12 protein-coding genes are annotated in these 20,060 nt (G+C 62.1%); 6 read left to right on the top strand and 6 right to left on the bottom strand.

What is annotated here, in order from left to right; translation table 11 throughout:
- The first annotated feature begins 82 nt into the window (after positions 1-82).
- The 4 genes from ACTQWD_RS04510 to ACTQWD_RS04495 all read left to right on the top strand — a co-directional run bounded on the left by ACTQWD_RS04510 (position 83) and on the right by ACTQWD_RS04495 (position 6,809).
- A complete protein-coding gene (locus tag ACTQWD_RS04510) occupies positions 83-589 on the top strand; it encodes a MarR family winged helix-turn-helix transcriptional regulator (RefSeq protein ID WP_441017125.1) in 507 nt (168 codons plus the stop codon).
- Positions 582-2,405, top strand: coding sequence for an ABC transporter ATP-binding protein (locus ACTQWD_RS04505; protein ID WP_441559369.1), 1,824 nt, complete (start codon positions 582-584; stop codon positions 2,403-2,405). The genes ACTQWD_RS04510 and ACTQWD_RS04505 overlap by 8 nt, the downstream gene beginning before the upstream one ends.
- The gene (locus tag ACTQWD_RS04500) at positions 2,398-4,317 is read left to right on the top strand and encodes an ABC transporter ATP-binding protein (RefSeq protein WP_441559368.1); all 1,920 of its coding nucleotides are present in this window, start codon (positions 2,398-2,400) and stop codon (positions 4,315-4,317) included. The genes ACTQWD_RS04505 and ACTQWD_RS04500 overlap by 8 nt, the downstream gene beginning before the upstream one ends.
- A gap of 344 nt (positions 4,318-4,661) precedes the next feature.
- Positions 4,662-6,809 (top strand): Tex family protein, encoded by a 2,148-nt coding sequence (locus ACTQWD_RS04495; protein ID WP_441559367.1) that lies wholly within the window; start codon positions 4,662-4,664, stop codon positions 6,807-6,809.
- Positions 6,810-7,033: 224 nt separating this feature from the next.
- Here the strand turns inward: ACTQWD_RS04495 and ACTQWD_RS04490 are convergent, their stop codons facing one another.
- Together ACTQWD_RS04490 and ACTQWD_RS04485 are read right to left on the bottom strand one after the other, a co-directional pair.
- Positions 7,034-7,738, bottom strand: coding sequence for a transaldolase (locus tag ACTQWD_RS04490; protein ID WP_441559366.1), 705 nt, complete (start codon positions 7,736-7,738; stop codon positions 7,034-7,036).
- A 193-nt stretch (positions 7,739-7,931) separates the two neighbouring features.
- A complete protein-coding gene (locus ACTQWD_RS04485; protein WP_441559365.1) occupies positions 7,932-8,759 on the bottom strand; it encodes an HAD-IIB family hydrolase in 828 nt (275 codons plus the stop codon).
- 75 nt (positions 8,760-8,834) lie between these two features.
- Here ACTQWD_RS04485 and rlmKL point away from each other — a divergent pair, with 75 nt between their 5' ends.
- Positions 8,835-11,402 carry a bifunctional 23S rRNA (guanine(2069)-N(7))-methyltransferase RlmK/23S rRNA (guanine(2445)-N(2))-methyltransferase RlmL gene (gene rlmKL, locus ACTQWD_RS04480; RefSeq protein WP_441559364.1) on the top strand — a complete coding sequence of 856 codons (2,568 nt, stop codon included), beginning with the start codon at positions 8,835-8,837 and terminating at the stop codon, positions 11,400-11,402.
- A 95-nt stretch (positions 11,403-11,497) separates the two neighbouring features.
- Here rlmKL and ACTQWD_RS04475 read toward each other — a convergent pair whose 3' ends face one another.
- The 4 genes from ACTQWD_RS04475 to ACTQWD_RS04460 all read right to left on the bottom strand — a co-directional run bounded on the left by ACTQWD_RS04475 (position 11,498) and on the right by ACTQWD_RS04460 (position 17,085).
- Positions 11,498-12,211, bottom strand: a complete 714-nt coding sequence (locus ACTQWD_RS04475) for a response regulator (protein ID WP_370450656.1) — start codon at positions 12,209-12,211, stop codon at positions 11,498-11,500.
- 4 nt (positions 12,212-12,215) lie between these two features.
- A complete protein-coding gene (locus tag ACTQWD_RS04470; RefSeq protein ID WP_441540820.1) occupies positions 12,216-13,841 on the bottom strand; it encodes a sensor histidine kinase in 1,626 nt (541 codons plus the stop codon).
- A 188-nt stretch (positions 13,842-14,029) separates the two neighbouring features.
- On the bottom strand, positions 14,030-16,057 hold the full coding sequence (locus ACTQWD_RS04465; RefSeq protein ID WP_441540800.1) for a KUP/HAK/KT family potassium transporter: 2,028 nt from the start codon (positions 16,055-16,057) through the stop codon (positions 14,030-14,032).
- A 158-nt stretch (positions 16,058-16,215) separates the two neighbouring features.
- A complete protein-coding gene (locus ACTQWD_RS04460; RefSeq protein WP_154517858.1) occupies positions 16,216-17,085 on the bottom strand; it encodes a nitroreductase family protein in 870 nt (289 codons plus the stop codon).
- A gap of 213 nt (positions 17,086-17,298) precedes the next feature.
- Here ACTQWD_RS04460 and ACTQWD_RS04455 point away from each other — a divergent pair, with 213 nt between their 5' ends.
- Positions 17,299-19,599 (top strand): LTA synthase family protein, encoded by a 2,301-nt coding sequence (locus ACTQWD_RS04455; protein WP_441559363.1) that lies wholly within the window; start codon positions 17,299-17,301, stop codon positions 19,597-19,599.
- Positions 19,600-20,060 lie beyond the last annotated feature (461 nt).

The following is a 20,060-nucleotide window of genomic DNA, read 5'->3' as shown; positions in this document are numbered from 1 at the left end:
GACTTTGATTTCTCACGCTCCTAAATTGGTTAGGCACAAAACAATTCCACTACCTAACTAAAGAAAGGAGCAGCACTAATTCATGTGCGATGAACCTCTTAGCCTTTGTTCGCACGAGCCCGGCGGCGACCCGTCACAGCCGGCGGATGTATCCGAAGCGGTTAGCTCGGAAGACAAGCTTGCCAAGCGCATCCTCAATAACCTGGGCTTTTGCGGCCATTACATGCATTTTCATGGCGGAGGCGTGTCCGGCAAGGCGCCCATCATCTGCCTACTGGCCAAGCAGCCCGGCGGCGAGATGTCGCAGCAGGAACTCGGCATGCACTTCGGCCTCAAGCCGGGGTCGCTTTCCGAGATCCTGTCCAAGCTCGAGCTCAACGGCCTCATTGAGCGCAGCCGTAACCCCAAAGATCGCCGGCAGCTCACCATTCGCCTAACCGAGATCGGCTGGGAGAAGGCCCGCATCGACCAAGCCTCGCGCATCCGCTTTAGGGAACAGGCCTTTAGCGCGCTCACCCACGACGAGCGTGAACAGCTCGCCGAGATGCTCGAGAAAATCCGCGTAACCTGGGAGGAACTGGATGATTAAAACCCTTATGGGCAGCATCCGCGATTACATGAAGGTCACGATCGCTACGCCGCTGCTGGTGCTTGGCGAGGTAATCTGCCAGATGATGATCCCGTTTATCACCGCCGACATGATCGACGCCATCAAGGACGGCACCGCCGTTACCGAGATGCTGCCCACCGCCGGCCTTCTCGTACTCATCGCGCTGACGTCACTCGCCTTTGGCGCCGCCGCGGGCATCACCTGCAGCCATGCCAGCTGCGGCTTTGCCAAGAACCTGCGTCGCGACCTGTTCTACAAGATCCAGACGTTCAGCTTCGCCAACATCGACGAGTTCTCGACCTCCTCGCTCGTCACGCGCCTCACCACCGACATCAACAACGTGCAGCAGGCCTTTATGATGCTCATCCGCATCGCCGTGCGCTCGCCGCTGGTGCTGGTCTTTGCCTTTACCATGGCATACGCCATGGGCGGCAGCGTCGCCATGGTCTACCTGGTCATCATTCCGCTGCTGGGCTTTGGCCTGTTCTTTATCATCTATAAGGTGCGCCCGATCTTTACCCGCGTGTTCCGCAAGTACGACGCGCTCAACGAATCGGTCGAGGAAAACGTCACCGGCATGCGCGTGGTCAAGAGCTACGTGCGTCAGGACTACGAGAAGGAGAAGTTCGCCACCGCCGCGCGCGACGTCCAGATGGACTTCACCCGCGCCGAGAAGTTGCTCGCCTTCAACAACCCCATGATGAACATCTACGTCAACGGCGCGTTCGTCGTCATCATCTACCTGGGCTCCAAGCTCATCATCACGAGCCAGGGCACCCTGTTCGATGTGGGCCAGCTCTCCTCCATCTTTACCTACGGCTTCCAGATTCTGATGAGCCTAATGCAGCTGTCGATGATCTTTGTCATGGTGACCATGGCAGATGAGTCGGCGCACCGCATTACCGAGGTGCTGGCCGCCGAGCCCACGATCGCTAACCCGACCGAGCCCGTGCACGAGGTTGCCGACGGCTCCATCGACTTCGATCACGTGAGCTTTAAGTATTCCGAGCATGCCCGCCGCCAGGCGCTCGACGATATCGACCTGCATATTAAGAGCGGCGAGACCATCGGCATTATCGGTGGCACCGGCTCGGCCAAGTCGACGCTCGTGAACCTGATCGCCCGTCTGTACGATGTCACGGAGGGCACCGTGCGCGTCGGCGGCGTGGACGTGCGCGACTACGACCTGGACGCGCTGCGCCACCAGGTAGCCATGGTCCTGCAGAAAAACGTGCTGTTTAGCGGCACCATCGCCGAGAACCTGCGCTGGGGCGACCCGAACGCCACCGACGAGGAAGTCCGCGAGGCCGCACATCTGGCCTGCGCCGACGAGTTTGTCGACGGCTTCCCCAAGGGCTACGACACCTGGATCGAGCAGGGCGGCTCCAACGTTTCCGGCGGCCAGAAGCAGCGCCTGTGCATCGCGCGTGCCCTGCTGCGTCGCCCCAAGATCTTGATCCTGGACGACTCCACGAGCGCCGTCGACACCAAGACCGACGCCAAGATCCGCGAGGGCCTGGCGAGCTACCTGCCCAACACGACCAAGCTCATCATCGCCCAGCGCATCAGCTCCGTTCAGGACGCCGACCGCATCATCGTCATGGAGGGCGGCCGCATCAAGGACATCGGCAACCACGATGAGCTGCTCAAGACGAGCGAGATCTACCGCGAGACCTTTACCTCGCAAAATAAGATGAGTGCCGAAGGCGAGGACGCGGGCGAGACCGCCGCAGCCGACACCGAGGCATCCGCACCGCAAGCTCAGACTCAGGAAGGAGGCGAGGCACATGAGTAAGGCCGCTACCGCCGAGCGCGCGCGCAACCGCAAGGGCGGCACCATGACGCGCCTGATCAAGATGCTCTTTGGCTTCTACCCGGTGCTTTTGCCCCTCGTCGTCGCCGGCGTTGTGCTCTGCGCCATCATCAACTCCATCGGCGCGACGTTTCTCCAGAGCGCGCTGCAGGTCATTAGCGAATCGTGGCAGTCGGGCGACTGGACGGCCGCGCAGCCCAAGATTCTGAAGCTCGTGACCACCCTCGGCTGCATCTACGCCGTGGGCGTCGCCTCCTCGCTCTTCTGGAACCGCGCCATGGCCGTCATCACGCAGGGCTCGCTCGAGAAGCTGCGCGAAAAGATGTTCAACCGCATGCAGGACCTGCCGATTCGCTACTTCGACACGCACCAGCGCGGCGACATCATGAGCCACTACACCAACGACATCGACACGCTGCGTCAGATGATCAGCCAATCGCTGCCCAACCTGCTCATGACGATCATCGTCATCGTCACCGTGTTCTTCATCATGCTGTATTACAGCGTGTGGATGTGCCTGGTCATCATTGCCGGCGTCGCCTTTATGACCTTTATGACCAAGCTGCTCGGCTCCAACTCCGCGCGCTTCTTTATCGCGCAGCAGACCGAGCTCGGCGTGGTCGAGGGCCATATCGAGGAAGTCATGAACGGCCAGAAAGTCGTCAAGGCGTTCTGTCACGAGTCCGCTGCCGAGGCCGATTTTGACGAGCGCAACGAGAAGCTCTTCGAGGTCTCGCAGAAGGCCAACATGTACGCCAACATCCTCATGCCGATCCTCGGGAACCTGGGCGACTTGCTCTACGTGCTGGTCGCGCTGACCGGCGGCATCTTCCTGGAGCTGGGCGTGCCCAACCTGAGCCTCTCGGGCATGGCGCTCTCCATCGCCGTCGTAGTGCCGTTCCTCAACATGACCAAGCAGTTCTGCGGACAGATCGGTCAGATCTCGCAGCAGATCAACGCCGTGGTCATGGGTCTCGCCGGCGCCGACCGCATCTTTGAGCTCATCGACGAGAAGCCCGAGACCGACGAAGGCTACGTGACGCTCGTCAACGCGCAGGTGAACCCCGAGACCTGGCAGCTCGAGGAGGCCGACCACCACACCGGCATGTGGGCATGGAAACACCCGCACCGTGCAACCGGCGAGATCGAGTACGTGCCGCTGCGCGGCGACCTGGTCATGGACAACGTCGACTTTGGCTACACGCCCGACCACGAGGTGCTGCACGGCGTGTCCGTGTTTGCCAAGCCGGGCCAGAAGGTCGCATTTGTCGGCGCCACCGGTGCCGGCAAGACGACCATCACCAACCTCATCAACCGCTTCTATGACATCGCCGACGGCAAGATCCGCTACGACGGCATCAACGTCAACAAGATCCGCAAGGCCGATCTGCGCCGCTCGCTAGGCGTCGTACTGCAGGACGTAAACCTGTTCACCGGCACCGTGATGGACAACATACGCTACGGCAACCTGGACGCCACCGACGAGGAGTGCATCGCGGCGGCCAAGCTCGCGGGTGCCGACGACTTTATCACCCGCCTGCCCGACGGCTACGACACCATGCTCACCGGCAACGGCGCCCAGCTGTCGCAGGGCCAGCGCCAGCTGATTTCGATCGCACGCGCCGCCGTCGCCGATCCGCCGGCAATGATTCTGGACGAGGCCACGTCGAGCATCGACACCCGCACCGAGGCCATCGTGCAAGCAGGCATGGATAAGCTCATGGAGGGCCGCACGACGTTTGTCATCGCGCACCGCCTGTCCACCGTGCGCAACGCCGACGCAATCATCTGCCTGGATCACGGCCGCATCATCGAGCGTGGCAACCACGACGAGCTGATCGCCAAGCGCGGATATTACTACCAGCTCTATACCGGGGCGTTTGAGCTGGAGTAGCTCAAAACATCCCCTACGCTCCCAACGGAGCTCCCCGAGGGAGACGGGGTGTTTACTCCGTGCTCAAACATTCTCGCTTCGCTGCGAAACTGCGCGCGGAGCAAACACCCCCGTCTCCCTCGGGGAGCGCCTGCGCACACGGTCTTTTCTCGCAGCCTGAAAAGAAGTGGTGAGGCCCTGGCCGTTTGGCCAGGGCCTCGTTTTGTAAGGAGGGACTCCACCGTCTCCCGTCTGCAGTCCCGTAGCTAAAAAAGCCCCGTCCCAAAAAGACTGCTTTGGCAGAACGTCGGGTGGTATCCTTGGTAGCCCTGTGCTGCAAACGCACCTTAAACGCAAGGAGTCCCATGGATCTTATCGCCCAGCTCGCCCGCGAGCTCAACTTTAAGGCCGCCAACATCGAGTCAGCCGTCAAGCTCATCGACGAGGGCAACACCATCCCCTTTATTTCGCGCTACCGCAAGGAAGCCACGGGCGGCATGGACGACGTCGCCCTGCGCGCACTCGACGAGCGCCTGTCCTACCTGCGCAATCTTGAGCAGCGCAAAGAGGACGTCATCCTGCTCATCGACGCCCAGGGCAAACTCACGCCCAAACTCGAGCAGCAGATTCGCGAGGCCACGCAGCTCCAGCGTGTCGAGGACCTCTACAAGCCCTACCGCAAAAAGCGCATGACTCGCGCGCAGAAGGCCCGCGAGGCAGGCCTTGAGCCGCTCGCCAACATGATCATCATGCAGGCCTCGGCCAAGGGCAGCGCACTCGACGCCGCCGCGGCATACGTCAACGAGGAGGCCGGCTTCGACACGCCCGAAAAGGCGCTTGCCGGCGCGGCGGACATCGTGGCCGAGACGGTGGCCGAGGACCCCGAGAACGTCGCCGACCTGCGCGCCTTTACGCAGAACACCGCCGACATCGTCGTCGAGGCCACCGACCCCACCGAGAAGACTCCCTACGAGCCGTACTACAGCTATGACGAGCCGCTACGCCGTATACCCAACCACCGCGTGCTGGCTATCGACCGCGGCGAGCGCGAGGGCAAACTCCGCGTGCGCGTGAACGTCGACGGCACTGCCGCCACGGCACGCCTCGGCAGCCGTTGGCCCCGACGCCAGGGCGTATTTGCGCCCGTCTTTGACGCCGCCATCGCCGACGGTTACAAGCGCCTCATGGCCCCCACGTTGGAGCGCGAGGCCCGCGCCAAGCTCACCGCCCGTGCGCAGACCGAGGCCATCAACGTCTTTGCCAAGAATCTCGAGGGCTTGCTCTCGGCACGCCCCGTGCGCGGCGCCCGTGTGCTCGCACTCGATCCGGGCTACCGTACCGGCTGCAAGGTCGCCGTCATGGACGAGACCGGCAAGCTACTCGACCACGGCGTGGTCTACCCCACCAAGCCGCGCCACGACGTCGCCGGCACCAAGCGTGAGCTCGCCCGCCTCGTCAAGAAGGACGGCGTCAACACCATCGTCATCGGCAACGGCACCGCCAGCCGCGAGACCGAGGAAGTCGTCTCGGAGTTCATCGCCGAACAGGCGCCTGGACTGCGATACACCATCGTCAACGAGGCCGGCGCATCGGTGTACTCCGCCTCCGAGCTCGCCAGTCAGGAATATCCCGATCTGGACGTCACCGTGCGCGGCGCCATGAGCCTGGGCCGTCGCCTGCAAGACCCGTTGGCAGAGCTCGTCAAGATTCCGCCTCAGTCCATCGGCGTTGGCCAGTACCAGCACGACCTTGACCAGGCCGAGCTTTCGCGCACCCTGGGACATGTGGTGGAGGACGTCGTCAACCGCGTGGGCGTCGACGTAAACACCGCAAGTGCGAGCCTGCTGGGATACGTATCGGGCATCACGCCGAGCGTAGCCAAAAACATCGTGGCCTACCGCGAGGAGAACGGCGCCTTTACCGATCGCCGGCAGCTTAAGAAGGTCCCCAAGCTGGGGCCCAAGGCATATCTCAACGCCGCGGGCTTCCTGCGCATCAGCGGCGGTAAGAACCCACTCGATGCGACGAGCGTCCACCCCGAAAGCTACGAGGTGGCCACGGCCGTCCTGGAGCGTGCGGGTGTGGCGGCAAGCGAGCTCAGCCGCGGCGGCGTGCCCGACATCGAGCGACGCATCGGCAGCATCTCGGCGCTGGCAAGCGACCTGGACTGCGGCATCCTCACGCTCATCGACATCGTCAACGAGCTCAAGAAGCCTGGCCGGGACCCGCGCGACGACGCGCCCGAGGTGGTCTTTAGCCGCTCAGCACTTTCCATCGACGACTTGGAACCCGGCATGGAACTCAAGGGCACGGTGCGCAACGTTGTGGACTTTGGCGCCTTCGTCGACGTGGGTGTGCACCAGGACGGCCTCGTGCATATCTCCAAGCTGGCCAACCGCTTTGTCAAGCACCCCAGCGACGTGGTGCGCGTCGGCGACACGGTCAAGGTGTGGGTCGAAAAGGTCGATCGCGACCGCAAGAAAATCTCCCTCACCATGGTGCAGGGCAAATAGCCGCCAAAGCGGACGTCCCCCTCTTCGCGGCGTGCAAAATTGCGAGTATTCAGCATCTCCCGATAGCCCCGCGGCGCTTCAGAGGGCCATAAAAGCAAAAACGGCCCCCGTTTTGGCGTTTTAGGGCCAAAACGGGGGCCGTTCCGCGCTTCAACCAGCTGGTAAAAGTCTTTACCATGCTGAAAACTCGCGATTTTGCACGTCGCCGCAGGGGGTACCCTTGCTTAGGGCAGAATATGGAAACCCAAAGCGGCGATATCCTTGGCAAAACCGCGCACGGTATCAAGCGAGACCTCGTACGGGTCACGGCCGATGTTCTTGCGCTTGGCCAGGATGCTATTTGGCACCGTGATGATCTGGCAACCGCAGGCCTCGGCCTGGTAAATGTTGATAAGCTCGCGCGTGGACGCCCACAGGACCTCACAGTTGGGCTTGGCAGCGGCCTTCTTGACTGACTCCGTCATAAACGGAATGGGATCGACGCCGGTATCGGCAATACGGCCGGCAAAAAGCGAGATGATGGACGGCGTTTCGGCGTCAACGGCATCGATCATCTCGTCAACCTGCGTAGGCGTAAAGATAGTGGTGACGTTGACCTTGATGCCATCGGCCGAAAGCTTGCGGACCAGCTCGGAGGTGGACTCGCCCTTGGTGGTCACGCATGGAATCTTGACGTAGACGTTATCTGCCCAGGTAGCAATCTCGCGGGCCTCGACCTCCATGGTCTCGACGTCGTCGGCAAAGACCTCAAACGAGACGGACACATCGGTGATGTGGGCCAGAACCTCCTTGGCAAACGCGCGGTAATCCGTCACGCCACCCTTCTTCATAAGGGACGGGTTGGTCGTGAAACCCTGAACGTTGCCGTTCTCGTACATGTCGAGCATGCCCTCGAGGTTTGCACCGTCAGCGAACACCTTGATTGCCATCTGCCTGATTCCTTTCGTTTGCATACGGGCATTGAACTGCTAAACACTTTACCTACGTTTATCAAGGCGTGAGCTGCGGTTTTTTATCTTCTCGGCGAACGGTATAAACACCTCAGTGTTTGGATTGATAAATCGATTGAGCATGCAAAAGCAAAGAGTCGCAGTTTGAGCAAACGTCAGAACGCGGGATTCATTAGATAAGGCCGAAATGCCGCATCGCTGTGACGGTGCCGTCGTGTGCGACATCGTCGGTCACGTAGTCGGCGACCGCCTTGACCTCGGGCATGGCGTTGCCCATGGCGACAGCCGTCTCGACCGAAGCGAGCATGCCCAGGTCGTTGCCCGAATCGCCGAAGCCAAAGGTGCGCGCATTTCCTTCGCGGCCCAGATACGCCAGCGCTCGCGCCACGCCCACGCCCTTGTCAATACCCTTGGGGCTCAGCTCGCGATTCTGGCCACCGGTGTTGCACAGCTCAAACTCGCAATCGATAAAGCCGTCATCATTGGCTACGCGAGCCAAACTGGGCACACTGAGGCATACCTTGCCCACGCGCAGACTGCCGTCGACGCGCATTTCCTCGGTGCTGTGCACCACAGAAGTGCCGATCAGAGACGACTGCTCAACGCCCACAGGCTCCAGGGCAAAAGTAGCCACGTTGGTCTCGAAAAAGGCCTCAATCCCTGCCGCGGCCATACGGCGCGCAAGCTCCTCGATAACGTCCTCGTCAAAGCAGTCCTCGTGTACCACGCGTCCCTCGACTTCGAGCGTGGCGCCTGCCATGGCCACGACGCCCGCGGGGTCGAGCGCACGCAGGCTATCGGCGATAAGCCACAGGGGGCGACCCGTGCAGATAAATGCCTTGTGCCCTGCATCGCGCAGTGCACGGAACGCCTCAACCACCGTCTGCGAGGGGCGAACCGCCGAAAAGTCCTTATCGGTCATATCGTCGGGATCGAACGACGTCAGCGTGCCGTCCACGTCAAAAAAGAGCACGGCGGAATCGGGGCACGCATCAATCATATGGGTTCCTTTCGAGGATAAGGGCAAACGAAGCATCCATCATATAATGGAGCGACGCAACCAGAGAGGTCACCCATGGAATTTTACGCAAGCTGCCCCGAGGGCTTTGAGTCCGCACTCGCCGATGAGCTTAAACGCCTCGGGCTTTCGCATGTCCGCCGGCTGAAGGGCCGCGCTACGTTTGAGGGCGAGCTCGAAGAAGGCTACCGCGCCTGTCTGTGGTCGCGCCTGGCGAGCCGCGTGTTCGTGGTTCTTGGGCGCTTTGAGGCGCAGGATGCCGACGAACTGTACGATAGCGTTTACGACATCGCCTGGGAGAACATCATCCGCCCCGGCGCCACCATCGCCATCACCGCCCGCGGCGTGACCGAGCAGCTGCGCAACACGCGCTTCTCGGCCCTGCGCGCCAAGGACGCGCTGTGCGACCGTCTGGCCGAGACCACGGGCCGTCGTGCCGATGTCGATGCCGCCGACCCCGATGTTCACCTACTGCTTTCGCTGCGCCAGCGCCGTGCGAGCATAAGCCTGGACCTTTCGGGCGACCCGCTGTTCAAACGCCTGCCGCCCGCAGCGACCCGCGCCGGCGAGGGCGCGCACGTGCTGCGCCCCGACTACGCCGCCCTGCTGCTGGCGCAGGTCGGCTGGACCGCACTATGCGAGCGCGAGTTGACGGCCGACGATTACGAGAACGAAGCCCTGCCCACGCTGATCGACGCCTCGTGCGCCGGCGGCGGTCTGCTGCTGGAAGCCGTGAACATTCTGACCGACCGCGCCCCGGGCGCTGCACGCGAGCGCTGGGGCTTTGAAGGCTGGCAGCCGCACGACGCCGCCCTGTGGGAGCAGCTGCTTGCCGAGGCACGCGAACGCGAGGCGGCGGCGCGCGAGCGCCAGGTGCGCATTGTCGCCGTGGACATTGACCCCGCTGCCCGCAAGACTGCCGAGCGCATGGTCAAGTGCGCCGGCTACAAGCGTTTTGTCGACTTTTGCGCTGCCAAGCCAGCCACCGTGCTGGACCATGCAGGCGCTGTTGCCGGTGCCGCCGTGGTCGCAGACACCACCGAGACCCCGCTTTCGCTCATGCACGACGCCATGACGCTGGTCGGCGAGCTGCGCCGCGCGCCCGAGCTTGCCGCGGCGCCGGTCGCCGCGCTCACCCGCGATGGATTGCTGGCCCGCTCGCTCCACGCCGAGCCCGAGCGCTCGATCGCCGTCATGCCCAACAACGAGGAGGCGACCGTCGAAGTCTGGCCGTCGCTCGACCACGCCGCCGCAGCGTTTGAGGCTGCGACCAGCGCAGATGCCGAGGCCGAGGTTGCGGATACCAACGAAGTCAACGACAAAGCCGCCAGCACCCCCATGCCCGAACCTGCCGCCACACTCGACCTGGGCGACGGCAAGCCGCTGCCCGTGCTCATCCCCGAGTCCGAGCAGTTCGCCAACCGCTTGCGCAAGAACGCCCGTCTGCGCCGCAAGTGGGCAAAGCGCGAGGGCGTGAGCTGCTACCGCGTCTACGATGCCGACCTACCCGATTACTCCGCCGCCATCGATCTATACGAGGGCTGCCCGCAGACGCCGGGCCGCTGGCTCGTCATCGCCGAATACGCCGCGCCCAAGACCATCGATCCCGCGCTTGCCCAGGCCCGCATGCTCGACATTCTGGCCATCGCGCCGCGCATCCTAGATGTTCCCGCCGAGCACGTGCACGCCAAGGCCCGCATGCGTTCGCGCGGCGGCTCGCAGTACGGCAAGCAGGGCGCCGGCAAGGGCGGCTCGGGCGAGCGCGCCAATATCGCACGCCGTCGTCTGCCGCTCATCGAGGAGGGCGGCCTTACCTTTGCCGTCAACTTTGACGACTACCTGGACGTCGGCATCTTCTTGGATCACCGCGTCACCCGCAACCTGGTGCGCGAGCACGCCAAGCAGGCGCGGCGCTTTCTCAACCTGTTCGCCTATACCGGCACCGCTACCTGCTATGCGGCAGACGGCGGCGTCGAGGAAACTGTGACGGTCGACCTCTCCAACACCTACCTGGACTGGGCCGAGCGCAATATGCGCCAGAACGGCTTTGTTGGTCCGCAGCATCATTTTGTGCGCGACGACGTGCTTGCCTGGATTCGCGACCAACGCCAGACGCGCAACCGCTGGGACCTGATTTTTGTCGATCCGCCCACGTTTTCGAACTCCTCAAAGATGGGCCGCCGCACCTGGGACGTCCAGCGCGACCATGTTGAGCTTTTGGCCGGCGTATCGCGCCTGCTCGCACAGGGCGGCCACGCCATCTTTAGCTGCAACCTGCGCGGCTTCCGCCCCGAGACGCGCAAGCTCGCGCGCGCGGGCGTCGTGCTAGAGGACATTACGGCGCAGACCATCCCGGAGGACTTTGCGCGCAACCAGAAGGTGCACCATTGCTATATCGTGCGCCGCCTGCCCATCGAGGACGCCATGGCCGAAGTCGGCTTTAGCGCCGAGGAGATTGCAGAGCGAACCGAAGAGCTGCGCAACCCCGAGGCCCGCAAGCCCCGCGCAACGACGCCCGCGCAAGCGCAGGCCGGAGATCGAGGGTCGCGCGGCGACGGCAAGCCTGCCTGCGCCGGCAAGCCCAAAAAGAAGAAGTTCTACGCCAGCAAGCCCAAGGGCAGATAAACCAAGTTGCGGTGGAATACGGACTGTTTTGCCTGGAATTAGGCAAATTTAGACCGTATTTCACCGCAACTCATATTGGGATGGTGGTTGGCGATCTAGCCTTGGGTGACCAGGCGATAGCCGATACCCACGTGCGTCTGGATATAGCGCGGATGCGCCGGATCGGACTCGATCTTCTTACGCAACGTGCCCATAAAGACACGAAGGCTCGCCAGGTCGCTCTTAGTTGCCGTGCCCCAAATCTCGTGCAGGATAAACTGGTGCGTCAGCACCTTGTCGGCGTTGTGCGCCAGCAGGCACAAGAGCTTGTACTCGATCGGCGTCAGATGCAGCTCCTCGCCATCCATCGTGGCGATGCCGGCATCAAAATCGATATGCAGCTCACCGGTATCGAACGAGCCCTCGGAGGCAACGCCGCCCGTTTGCGCATACGAAAGGCGCCTGAGCGTCGTGCGAATGCGCGCGAGCAGCTCCTCGACCGAAAACGGCTTGGTCAGGTAGTCGTCGGCACCGGCATCGAGTGCGCGAATCTTGTCCGCATCCTCGCTGCGCGCCGAGACCACAATGATCGGCATGCCCGACCATGCGCGCACCGACTCCACCACCTTGACGCCGTCCATATCGGGCAGGCCCAGATCGAGCAGCACAATACTCGGTGCCTGCGATGAGGCGGCGGCGATGGCGGCATGGGCGGTCTCCACGGCCATATGGCGCAAGCCGTGCGCCTCGAGCGCGGCAACGATAAGGTTGCGGACGGCGGGGTCGTCCTCAACGACCAAGATGAGCGGTTTCATGGCAGAGTTCGACACAGCGTTACTCCTTATCAAACGAAACGTCGGCGGCGGGAAGCCCAATCGTAAAGACCGAGCCGTGCGGGTCCGCCGCGGCAACCTCTATGCTACCGCCATGCGCCAACATAATGGATCGACAGAGCGAAAGTCCCAAGCCCACGCTGCGATGGCTATCAGCCAAGCCATGGTTGACAGTGTAGAACGATTCAAAGATCCGGCCCTGCTCCTCGGGCGCAATACCGGGACCGTCATCGGCGACGGAACATGCCACCTGTCCATCGTTCGCCATAATCGAGATCACGATATGCGAGCCCGACGGCGTATAGGCAATAGCGTTGTTCACCAGGTTCACCACCAGCTGCACCATCAGGCGCGCATCGACGTTGACGAGCGCCGGCTCGTCGCACGGCACCACCTTAAGATCGTGCTCGCGTACAGCCGGATTCACGTGGCGCAGCGCCTCCTCGACGATATCGTCCATGAGCTCGAGCGTGGTCGACAGATGCATGCCGCCGCCCTCGAGCTTTGTGATGGCGAGCAAATTCTCGACGGTGGCGTTGAGCCATTGCGCATCCGAACGAATGGAAAGGAGCATGCCGCGGCGCGTCTGGCTATCGAGCACGGCCGTGCCGGTCGAACCCTGGTCGAGTAGCACGTCGGCATTGCCCGAAATGCTGGTAAGCGGTGTGCGCAGATCGTGCGAGATAGAGCGCAGCAGATTGGCGCGCAGCTGTTCGTTTTTGGCGAGCACCGCCGCCTCCTCGCGGGCCTCCATGGCGCGGGCGCGATCGAGTGCCAGCTCGCCTTCGCTCACGATGGCGTCGGCAAGTGTCCGTTCCTCGTGCGTCAGCACGTCGGGCTCGGCAACGATAGCCAGCACGCCCACCACCGAGGCGGGGTCGCCCGAGCGCACGAAGCTGTCGCCTGCGCAAACCGTCAGGTAGACGCCATAAAACGCCGAGCCGCCATAGGTGGCATCGAGCGGCGTTCCCACATAGGCGGACGCCGAGAGCCGCGGCGGCATCTGGGGCGTCAGCTGGTGCACCGGCGAGGCGTCACCCACGGCCGTGTACGTCGCACGCGGCAGCAAGTCATCATCGTCGGCGTCGGCGCTGTACCACACGACCGGACAGCCCGAAAGACGCGCCAGCTGCGTTGCCATGGCATGCACAATCTGCTGCTGATCGGAACACCGCTGCAGCATGCGGTTGGTCTCGAGCACCATATGCGTGCGACGGTCGCTGGCGGCAGCCTGTGCCAAGGCGCGGCGCAGGGCCAACGCAATCGAGCTCGACACAAGCGAGACCACAAACATGATGAAGAACATGCCGGGATAGACGCGGTCGATAAACGATAGCGAGCAGCGCGGGTCGACAAACAAGAAGTTGTAGAGCGCTACGGCGGCAGCCGAGCTCAGCAAGCAATACAGACGGCTCCAGGTAAAGAATGCGCACAGCTGCACGGCGAACACATAGACGATCATGATGCTCGGCGCGAGACCAGGATGGTCGAGAAGCGCACCCACAATCGTCGCCGCGACCAGCAGCCCCGCCGATACGCAGGCGTCATACAGAGGGCTGCGACGTGTCAGCGTTGTGCGCCGCCACCAAAAGTTATCGGCAATATCGCCGTCCGCACGGACATCCATCGGCACCCCGCCCCTCTCTTAAAAACAAAAACCACCACAGAGGGGACAGCACCTTTGTGGTGGTTTCCCTTGTGGTGGTTCCAAGTGTATAGCCTTTGCAGTCTGCGGTCGTTAGACAAACAGCACGTGCGCGAGCAGGGCGCACACTCCTGTCCATCGAAGGCCAACTCCATGCAACTTGTCGGCGACTACGGGCGCTCGTTGGGGGCCAGGCGCTGCATCTTGTTCACAGCCTTGAACTTGGTGAACAGCGGCACATACTCAAAGCTCACGTTGGAGTTCTCCAGGCCATACCAGCGCGCCGGCGTACCGGCAAAGCGGCGGATGATGTACTTGAGCGTGATGGCCGTGCGCTCGCTCGGCTCCACGTCACTCTCGGGCGCCAGGAGCTTGCGGATCATGACGAACTTAAACGTACCGATGTTGCCCGGATCCTTGTAGACCGAGTAGTCATGCATCTGCGGCGGCAGCTCGCCAGTGGCGGCCAGATCCTGAACAACCTGGCGCAGGTAGGCGTTCACGCGCTGGTTAACCTTGTAGCCCAGGTACAGATGCACGCGGAAAACATAGTCGGTGCCAAACGTCTCGACCGAATAGGCAAAGGTATGCGGTTCGTCCATGGTCTCGACGTTCACGAACCACCAGGCGCGGGCGCGCTTGGGATGCTTGTCCAGAATCGAGTAGACGATATCGCGGTCGATGTAGTCGGTATTGGTGTCCTTGGTCAGGTACACGATGTTGTCGCTCATAAGCTCATAGCGATCGTCGTCGCGCAGGCGCTTGAGCTGCGGCAGATAGCTGCGCAGCGGCAGCAGCGTAAACTGACGCCGCTCGACCGCCGTGCCGTTGTACCAGCACAGCATAACGCCCATGATGAGCATGGCCATAAGAATAGTGAAATAGCCACCGTGGAAAAATTTGGTGAGCGAACTCACAAAGAAGAAGCCCTCGAGCAAAAGGAAGAACGCAACGAAGATATACGGGACGACCTTAAGGCCGCGATCAACATGCAGGTAGAAGAAGAGCAGCAGCGTCGTGCACATCATGGTCAGGGTGATCGCCAAGCCGTAGGCGGCCTCCATGTGCGCCGAGCTCTGGAACAGCAGCACCACGATGACGCAGCCCACAAGCATGACGTTGTTGACCATGGGAATATAGAGCTGGCCCTTGGTCTCGGCAGGATAGAAGACCTGCATGTGCGGCATGAGGTCCAGGCGGCTGGCCTCGGACACCAACGAGAAAGCGCCGGTGATGAGCGCCTGCGAGGCAATGATGGCCGCGACGGTGGAAAGGCCGACGGCAAAGGGACGCAGGCCCGGGGTGAGCATCTGGTAGAAGGGGTTGAGGTCGGCGATACCCATGAGCTCCGGGTTGCCGGCGTTGTTGATAAGCCACGCGCCCTGGCCCATGTAGGACAGCAGCAAGCAGCACTTAACGAACGGCCAGGTTGCGTAGATGTTGCCGCGGCCCACGTGGCCCATGTCGGAATAAAGCGCCTCGGCGCCGGTGGTGGCGAGGAAGCAGCTGCCCAGAATCATGATGCCCGCATGGTTGTTGGGGCTCAACAAAAAGGCGATGCCGCGCACCGGGTTGAGGCACAGCAGCACGGCGGGGTGCTGGAAGACAAAGAACAGACCCGTGCCGCCCAGGAACAGGAACCACAGCGTCATGATGGGGCCAAAGGCGTGGCCGATCTTGGCCGTGCCGATGCGCTGCACCAAGAAGAGCGCAATGATGATGGCAAGCGTGATGGCCACGACGCGGGCCTGATCGTCGCCCAGCACGGCATGGACTGCCGGAATGGTGCGCAGGCCTTCGATAGCCGTAGTCACGGTAACGGCAGGCGTAAGGATGCCATCGGCGAGCAGTGCCGCGCCGCCCAGCATGGCGGGGATGATGAGCCATTTGCCGCAGCGCTTAACCAAGCTGTACAGAGCAAAGATGCCACCCTCGCCATGGTTGTCGGCGCGCAGCGAGATGAGCACGTACTTGACGGTCGTCAGCAGCGTGACCGTCCACACGACAAGGGAGAGCGCGCCGAGCACGAACTCCTCCGTGACGCTTCCGATGCCGCCGTTGCCGGCAACGAGCGCCTTGGTTACATACATGGGGCTGGTGCCGATATCGCCATACACCACGCCCAGCGTGACGAGCATCGCCGAGATGCTCACAGGAATCGCAGCGTGCGAGGCTGCCTCCTTGGCCTTTTGTTCCATAAGCCGGTTTCCTCCCAACTTTAACGTTCGAGGGGATTATAGATAATCGTCCCATGTTTTAATGCACTGTTTTCCCAGCTAGATAAACATTTATACGGCCTTTAGGCCACCGCGGCGATATGGAATGTGACAAAGGGACTGTCCCTTTGTCACATTCGTCATTTTCCGAGCCAGTTTTTGAACCACCACTCCATGGATCGGCTCATCTCGGCCATAAAGGGGCTCGTGTGCTTGCGGGTGTAGATATCCACGACGCGCTCCCCCACCTCGCGGGCATGCGGACGGAACATCGCGTCCATCTCGGCCACCTGCGCATCCATGGTCGCGGCATCGGCGCGGCGATAGCGCTCCTCGTGCACCAGGTTCACCACGGGATGCGCAATCGCCGGGCGCTCCTTGCGGGGCGTGCCGATGATGAGCATCGACAGCGGCATGGTATAGGGCGGCAAGTCCAGCAGCGCAGCAACTTCCTCGGCGTTCTCGACGACATCGCCGATATAGCAGCTCCCCAGCCCCAGGGCCTCGGCGGCGACCACGGCGTTTTGGGCAGCGATCACGGCATCCTGCGCCGCGATGGCAAAGTCGCCTAAACCCGGCGCGCGGCGGGGCGCCTTGCCCGTGCGCTCGACAAACTCGGGCTCAAAGCAACCCACGTGCTCAAACAGATCGATCCACTTGGCATAGTCGACCACAAATATAAGTGCCCAGGGCGCCTTGGCAATCATGGGCTGGTGGTCGCACAGGTCGGCCAGGCGATCGAGCGTTGTCTGCTCGCGGATACTCACGATGGAATACATCATCATGGCGCCTGCCGACGGCGCGCGGCTCGCCGCATGCAGAATCGCCGCCCGCTGCTCGTCGGTCACCGCTACGGGACGGTCGTTGTCATCGCGCGCAAAAGCGCGTGTGGACGAACGGTGCTCCAAAATGTCCAGCACCGCGTTGCCCGTGGTCTCGACCGGATAGCCGCCCGCGCCCATGCCAGCGCCCACGTCGCCCGCACTCGTCATACAAACCTGCTCGTTCATCGCCTTAACCTCGCCATTTCTTTAAGAAGCCTTTACGTTTCCGTGTAATTCCCGTCCATTATCGCGCAGGTCGCCACTACATTGCGCCACACCGCCACACATGCGCGCTAATATGGCTGGTTGTTGTGCGCAGCCACCAATCGCAGCGCATATCTTGGTAACAATCGGGTAAACCCCCGCTTTCGTAGTTTTAAGTTTGTGAGGAGTCTCAGCATGTTCGCAGCCGCCATCTCGCTCGTCGGTCTTGCGGCGACCGTCTTCCTTGTCTTGCGCGAGGCCAAGGCCATTCGCGCGCAGTCGGGCACCGTTGCCAAGGGCGCTCTTGCCTGGAGCGTCGCCTTCGGCCTGTTCCAGCTCTTTTTGACCATTTGGGGCGCCATGGGCCTCGTCGCCCAAAACGAGCCGCTCGCCTTTGTGATGCTCATCCTGACCAACGCCATCCTCACCGGCTGCGCCTGGGCCAGCATCGCACGCGACCGCATCGCCCCGCGCGTCTTTGCGTTCGCCGCGCCCGACGCCCCCGCCCCCACCGGCAAGCTCGCCCGTCTGCGCGGCGCCTTTGTGGGCAAACCGCTCGTCGCCGCCGTGCTGTGCCTGCTGCTCGCCGGCGTCTTTGCGCTGCTGGGCATGGAGGTCTCGTCCAACCACGACTTTACCTGGGTCTACCCCCTATGCATACTGCTCGAGTGGGCCATCATCACCACGCTCATGGTCGGCCTGTTCTTCCTGTTCCAGCGCCGCGGCGCAGCTCCCGCCGTCCTGGCCTTCGCCCTCTTTATCCTGGGCATTGCCGAGTTCTTCGTCATCACGTTTAAATCCATGCCCATCCAGCCGGGCGACCTTTCGGCCATCTCCACCGCCGCCGCGGTCGCCGGCAACGGCTACACCTACTCGATCTCGCTGTTCTGCGTGCTGTCCATGGGCTTTACCGCCATCGCCATGCTGCTATGCGAGTACGCCGGCCTGGTAGCACCGCACCGTCAGAAGGGTGCCGTCAACGCCAAGCGCATGCTGCTCACCAACCTGCTCGTGGCGGTGCTGTGCCTGGGCGGGGTGACCGCGCATGTCACGCTTATCGACTACTACAACACCCTCGGCATCACCGTCTACACCTGGCGCCCGCTCGAGAGCTACTGGCGCGAGGGTTATCTGCCTGCCTTTATTAGTGCGGCACAGTCCATCAAGCCGCCCAAACCCGCCAACTACTCCGCCGACGACGCCAAGGCAACGCTCAAAAAGTATGCCAAGGCCTATGACAAGTCCGATGCCGCCACAAGCGACGCCCGTACCGCCGCCCAAGAGCAGTTCGATAGCGAGAAGCCCACGGTCATCGCCATTATGAACGAGACCTTCTCGGATCTTTCGATCTATCAGGAGATGCACGCCGGCTACGAGGGCCCACAGTACTTTAAGAACCTGTCCGACTGCCTCAGCCGCGGCAAGCTCTACGTGAGCGCCTACGGCGGCGGCACCGCCAATACCGAGTTTGAGTTTCTGACCGGCAGCTCCATGGCCAACCTGGGCTCGGGCGTGTACCCCTACACCATCTACAACATGGAAACGACCGGGAACCTGGCAGAGCAGTTCAAGTCGCTCGGATATTCCACAACGGCCATGCACCCCAACCACGCAACCAACTGGAACCGCGAGAACGTCTACAAGGACTTTGGCTTTGACCAGTTCCTGTCTATCAACGACTTCCAGGGAGCCGACACCTTGCGCGGCATGGTGACCGACCAGGCAACCTACGACAAAATCCTTGAGCTGCTCAACCAGAACGCCGACCCGCAGTTCATCTTTGACGTGACCATGCAGAACCACTCGGGCTACGATACGGGCCTGCTGCCGGCAGATAAGCAGATGCACCTGAACATCGACACGACCGATCTGGACGCCAAGACCATCGAGGACGGCACACTCTCCGATGTCGACGAGTACGTCTCGTGCATCGAGCAGTCCGACCAGGCGCTGCGCTACTTCCTCAATGCCCTGCGCAATCTCGACCGCAAGGTGGTCGTGGTGTTCTGGGGCGACCATCAGCCGTTCTTCCCGTCCAAGTTCAACGATAAGTGGTTTACCGGCGAGGACGACGCTACGCATCAGGAGCGCCTTTGGCAGACCGACTACATCATCTGGGCAAACTACGACGTTGCCGGCTGCGACCAGACGAGCGAGGTCGACGACCTGTCCACCAACTACCTGTCCACCCAGCTGATGCAGCTGATCGGCGCACCACTGACCGACTACCAGAAAGCGCACATGACGCTGCGCAAGTCGCTGCCCGCCATCAACTCGGTGGGCTACGAGGACGCTAGCCTGCGCTGGGCGCTCTCCTCCAACGTCACCGGCGACGACGCCGTCGCCGCAGCGGCCACCAAGGCGCGCGAGGATTACGCCAAGATGCAGTACTACGAGATGTTCCGCGACGGCAAGAACGTGTACACCGAGCACCTCCAGACCGAGGCCAACGAGACCGACCCCAATCTGGCACCGGGTACGACCAAGATCAAGTAGCGGCGCATCTTACCTGGTTCGTCTGCCCGGCGGCGCGGAACGTAAGGTTCCCTGCTCGGACAGTCCTGCTCGCACGGAGAGCACATTAAGTGCTCTCCGGCTCGTGCGGAACCCGCGATGAACCTTACATTCCGCGTCGCCGGGCAGACGCCTCGGTGTTGAAGCGCGGCTTGTCATGGGGGCATCTGCAACATATATAAGATGAAGGCCACGTTACGTGGCCTTCTTTGTATCCGGAAAGCGTATCCCGGAATCTGCCTTCGGAATGGGACGCAGTTTCCGCTTGAGGGCCTGTTGGGAAAGCGCATCCCACTTCAAGAGTAAATTCCGGGTCGCACTTTCCGCTAAGGCTCTCAACCGGAAAGTACATCCCGTTCCAAGCCTTAATTCCGGGACACAGTTTCCGGACAGGGCGTAAAGCGGAAAGTGTATCCCAGTCTGCGCGCCGATTCCGGGACGCA

The organism is Collinsella sp. LCP19S3_B6, assembly GCF_052121815.1.
Taxonomy (GTDB): domain Bacteria; phylum Actinomycetota; class Coriobacteriia; order Coriobacteriales; family Coriobacteriaceae; genus Collinsella.
The sequence above is the reverse complement of the archived record's forward strand: the minus strand, read 5'-3'. Positions and strand labels throughout refer to the sequence as shown.

Coding starts and splice junctions, on each gene's coding strand:
- ACTQWD_RS04495 (WP_441559367.1), top strand. CDS start 4,662: ATGGATCTTATCGCCCAGCTCGCCCGCGAGCTCAACTTTAAGGCCGCC.
- ACTQWD_RS04465 (WP_441540800.1), bottom strand. CDS start 16,057: ATGGAACAAAAGGCCAAGGAGGCAGCCTCGCACGCTGCGATTCCTGTG.
- ACTQWD_RS04460 (WP_154517858.1), bottom strand. CDS start 17,085: ATGAACGAGCAGGTTTGTATGACGAGTGCGGGCGACGTGGGCGCTGGC.
- ACTQWD_RS04470 (WP_441540820.1), bottom strand. CDS start 13,841: ATGGATGTCCGTGCGGACGGCGATATTGCCGATAACTTTTGGTGGCGG.
- ACTQWD_RS04500 (WP_441559368.1), top strand. CDS start 2,398: ATGAGTAAGGCCGCTACCGCCGAGCGCGCGCGCAACCGCAAGGGCGGC.
- rlmKL (WP_441559364.1), top strand. CDS start 8,835: ATGGAATTTTACGCAAGCTGCCCCGAGGGCTTTGAGTCCGCACTCGCC.
- ACTQWD_RS04505 (WP_441559369.1), top strand. CDS start 582: ATGATTAAAACCCTTATGGGCAGCATCCGCGATTACATGAAGGTCACG.
- ACTQWD_RS04490 (WP_441559366.1), bottom strand. CDS start 7,738: ATGGCAATCAAGGTGTTCGCTGACGGTGCAAACCTCGAGGGCATGCTC.
- ACTQWD_RS04485 (WP_441559365.1), bottom strand. CDS start 8,759: ATGATTGATGCGTGCCCCGATTCCGCCGTGCTCTTTTTTGACGTGGAC.
- ACTQWD_RS04455 (WP_441559363.1), top strand. CDS start 17,299: ATGTTCGCAGCCGCCATCTCGCTCGTCGGTCTTGCGGCGACCGTCTTC.
- ACTQWD_RS04510 (WP_441017125.1), top strand. CDS start 83: ATGTGCGATGAACCTCTTAGCCTTTGTTCGCACGAGCCCGGCGGCGAC.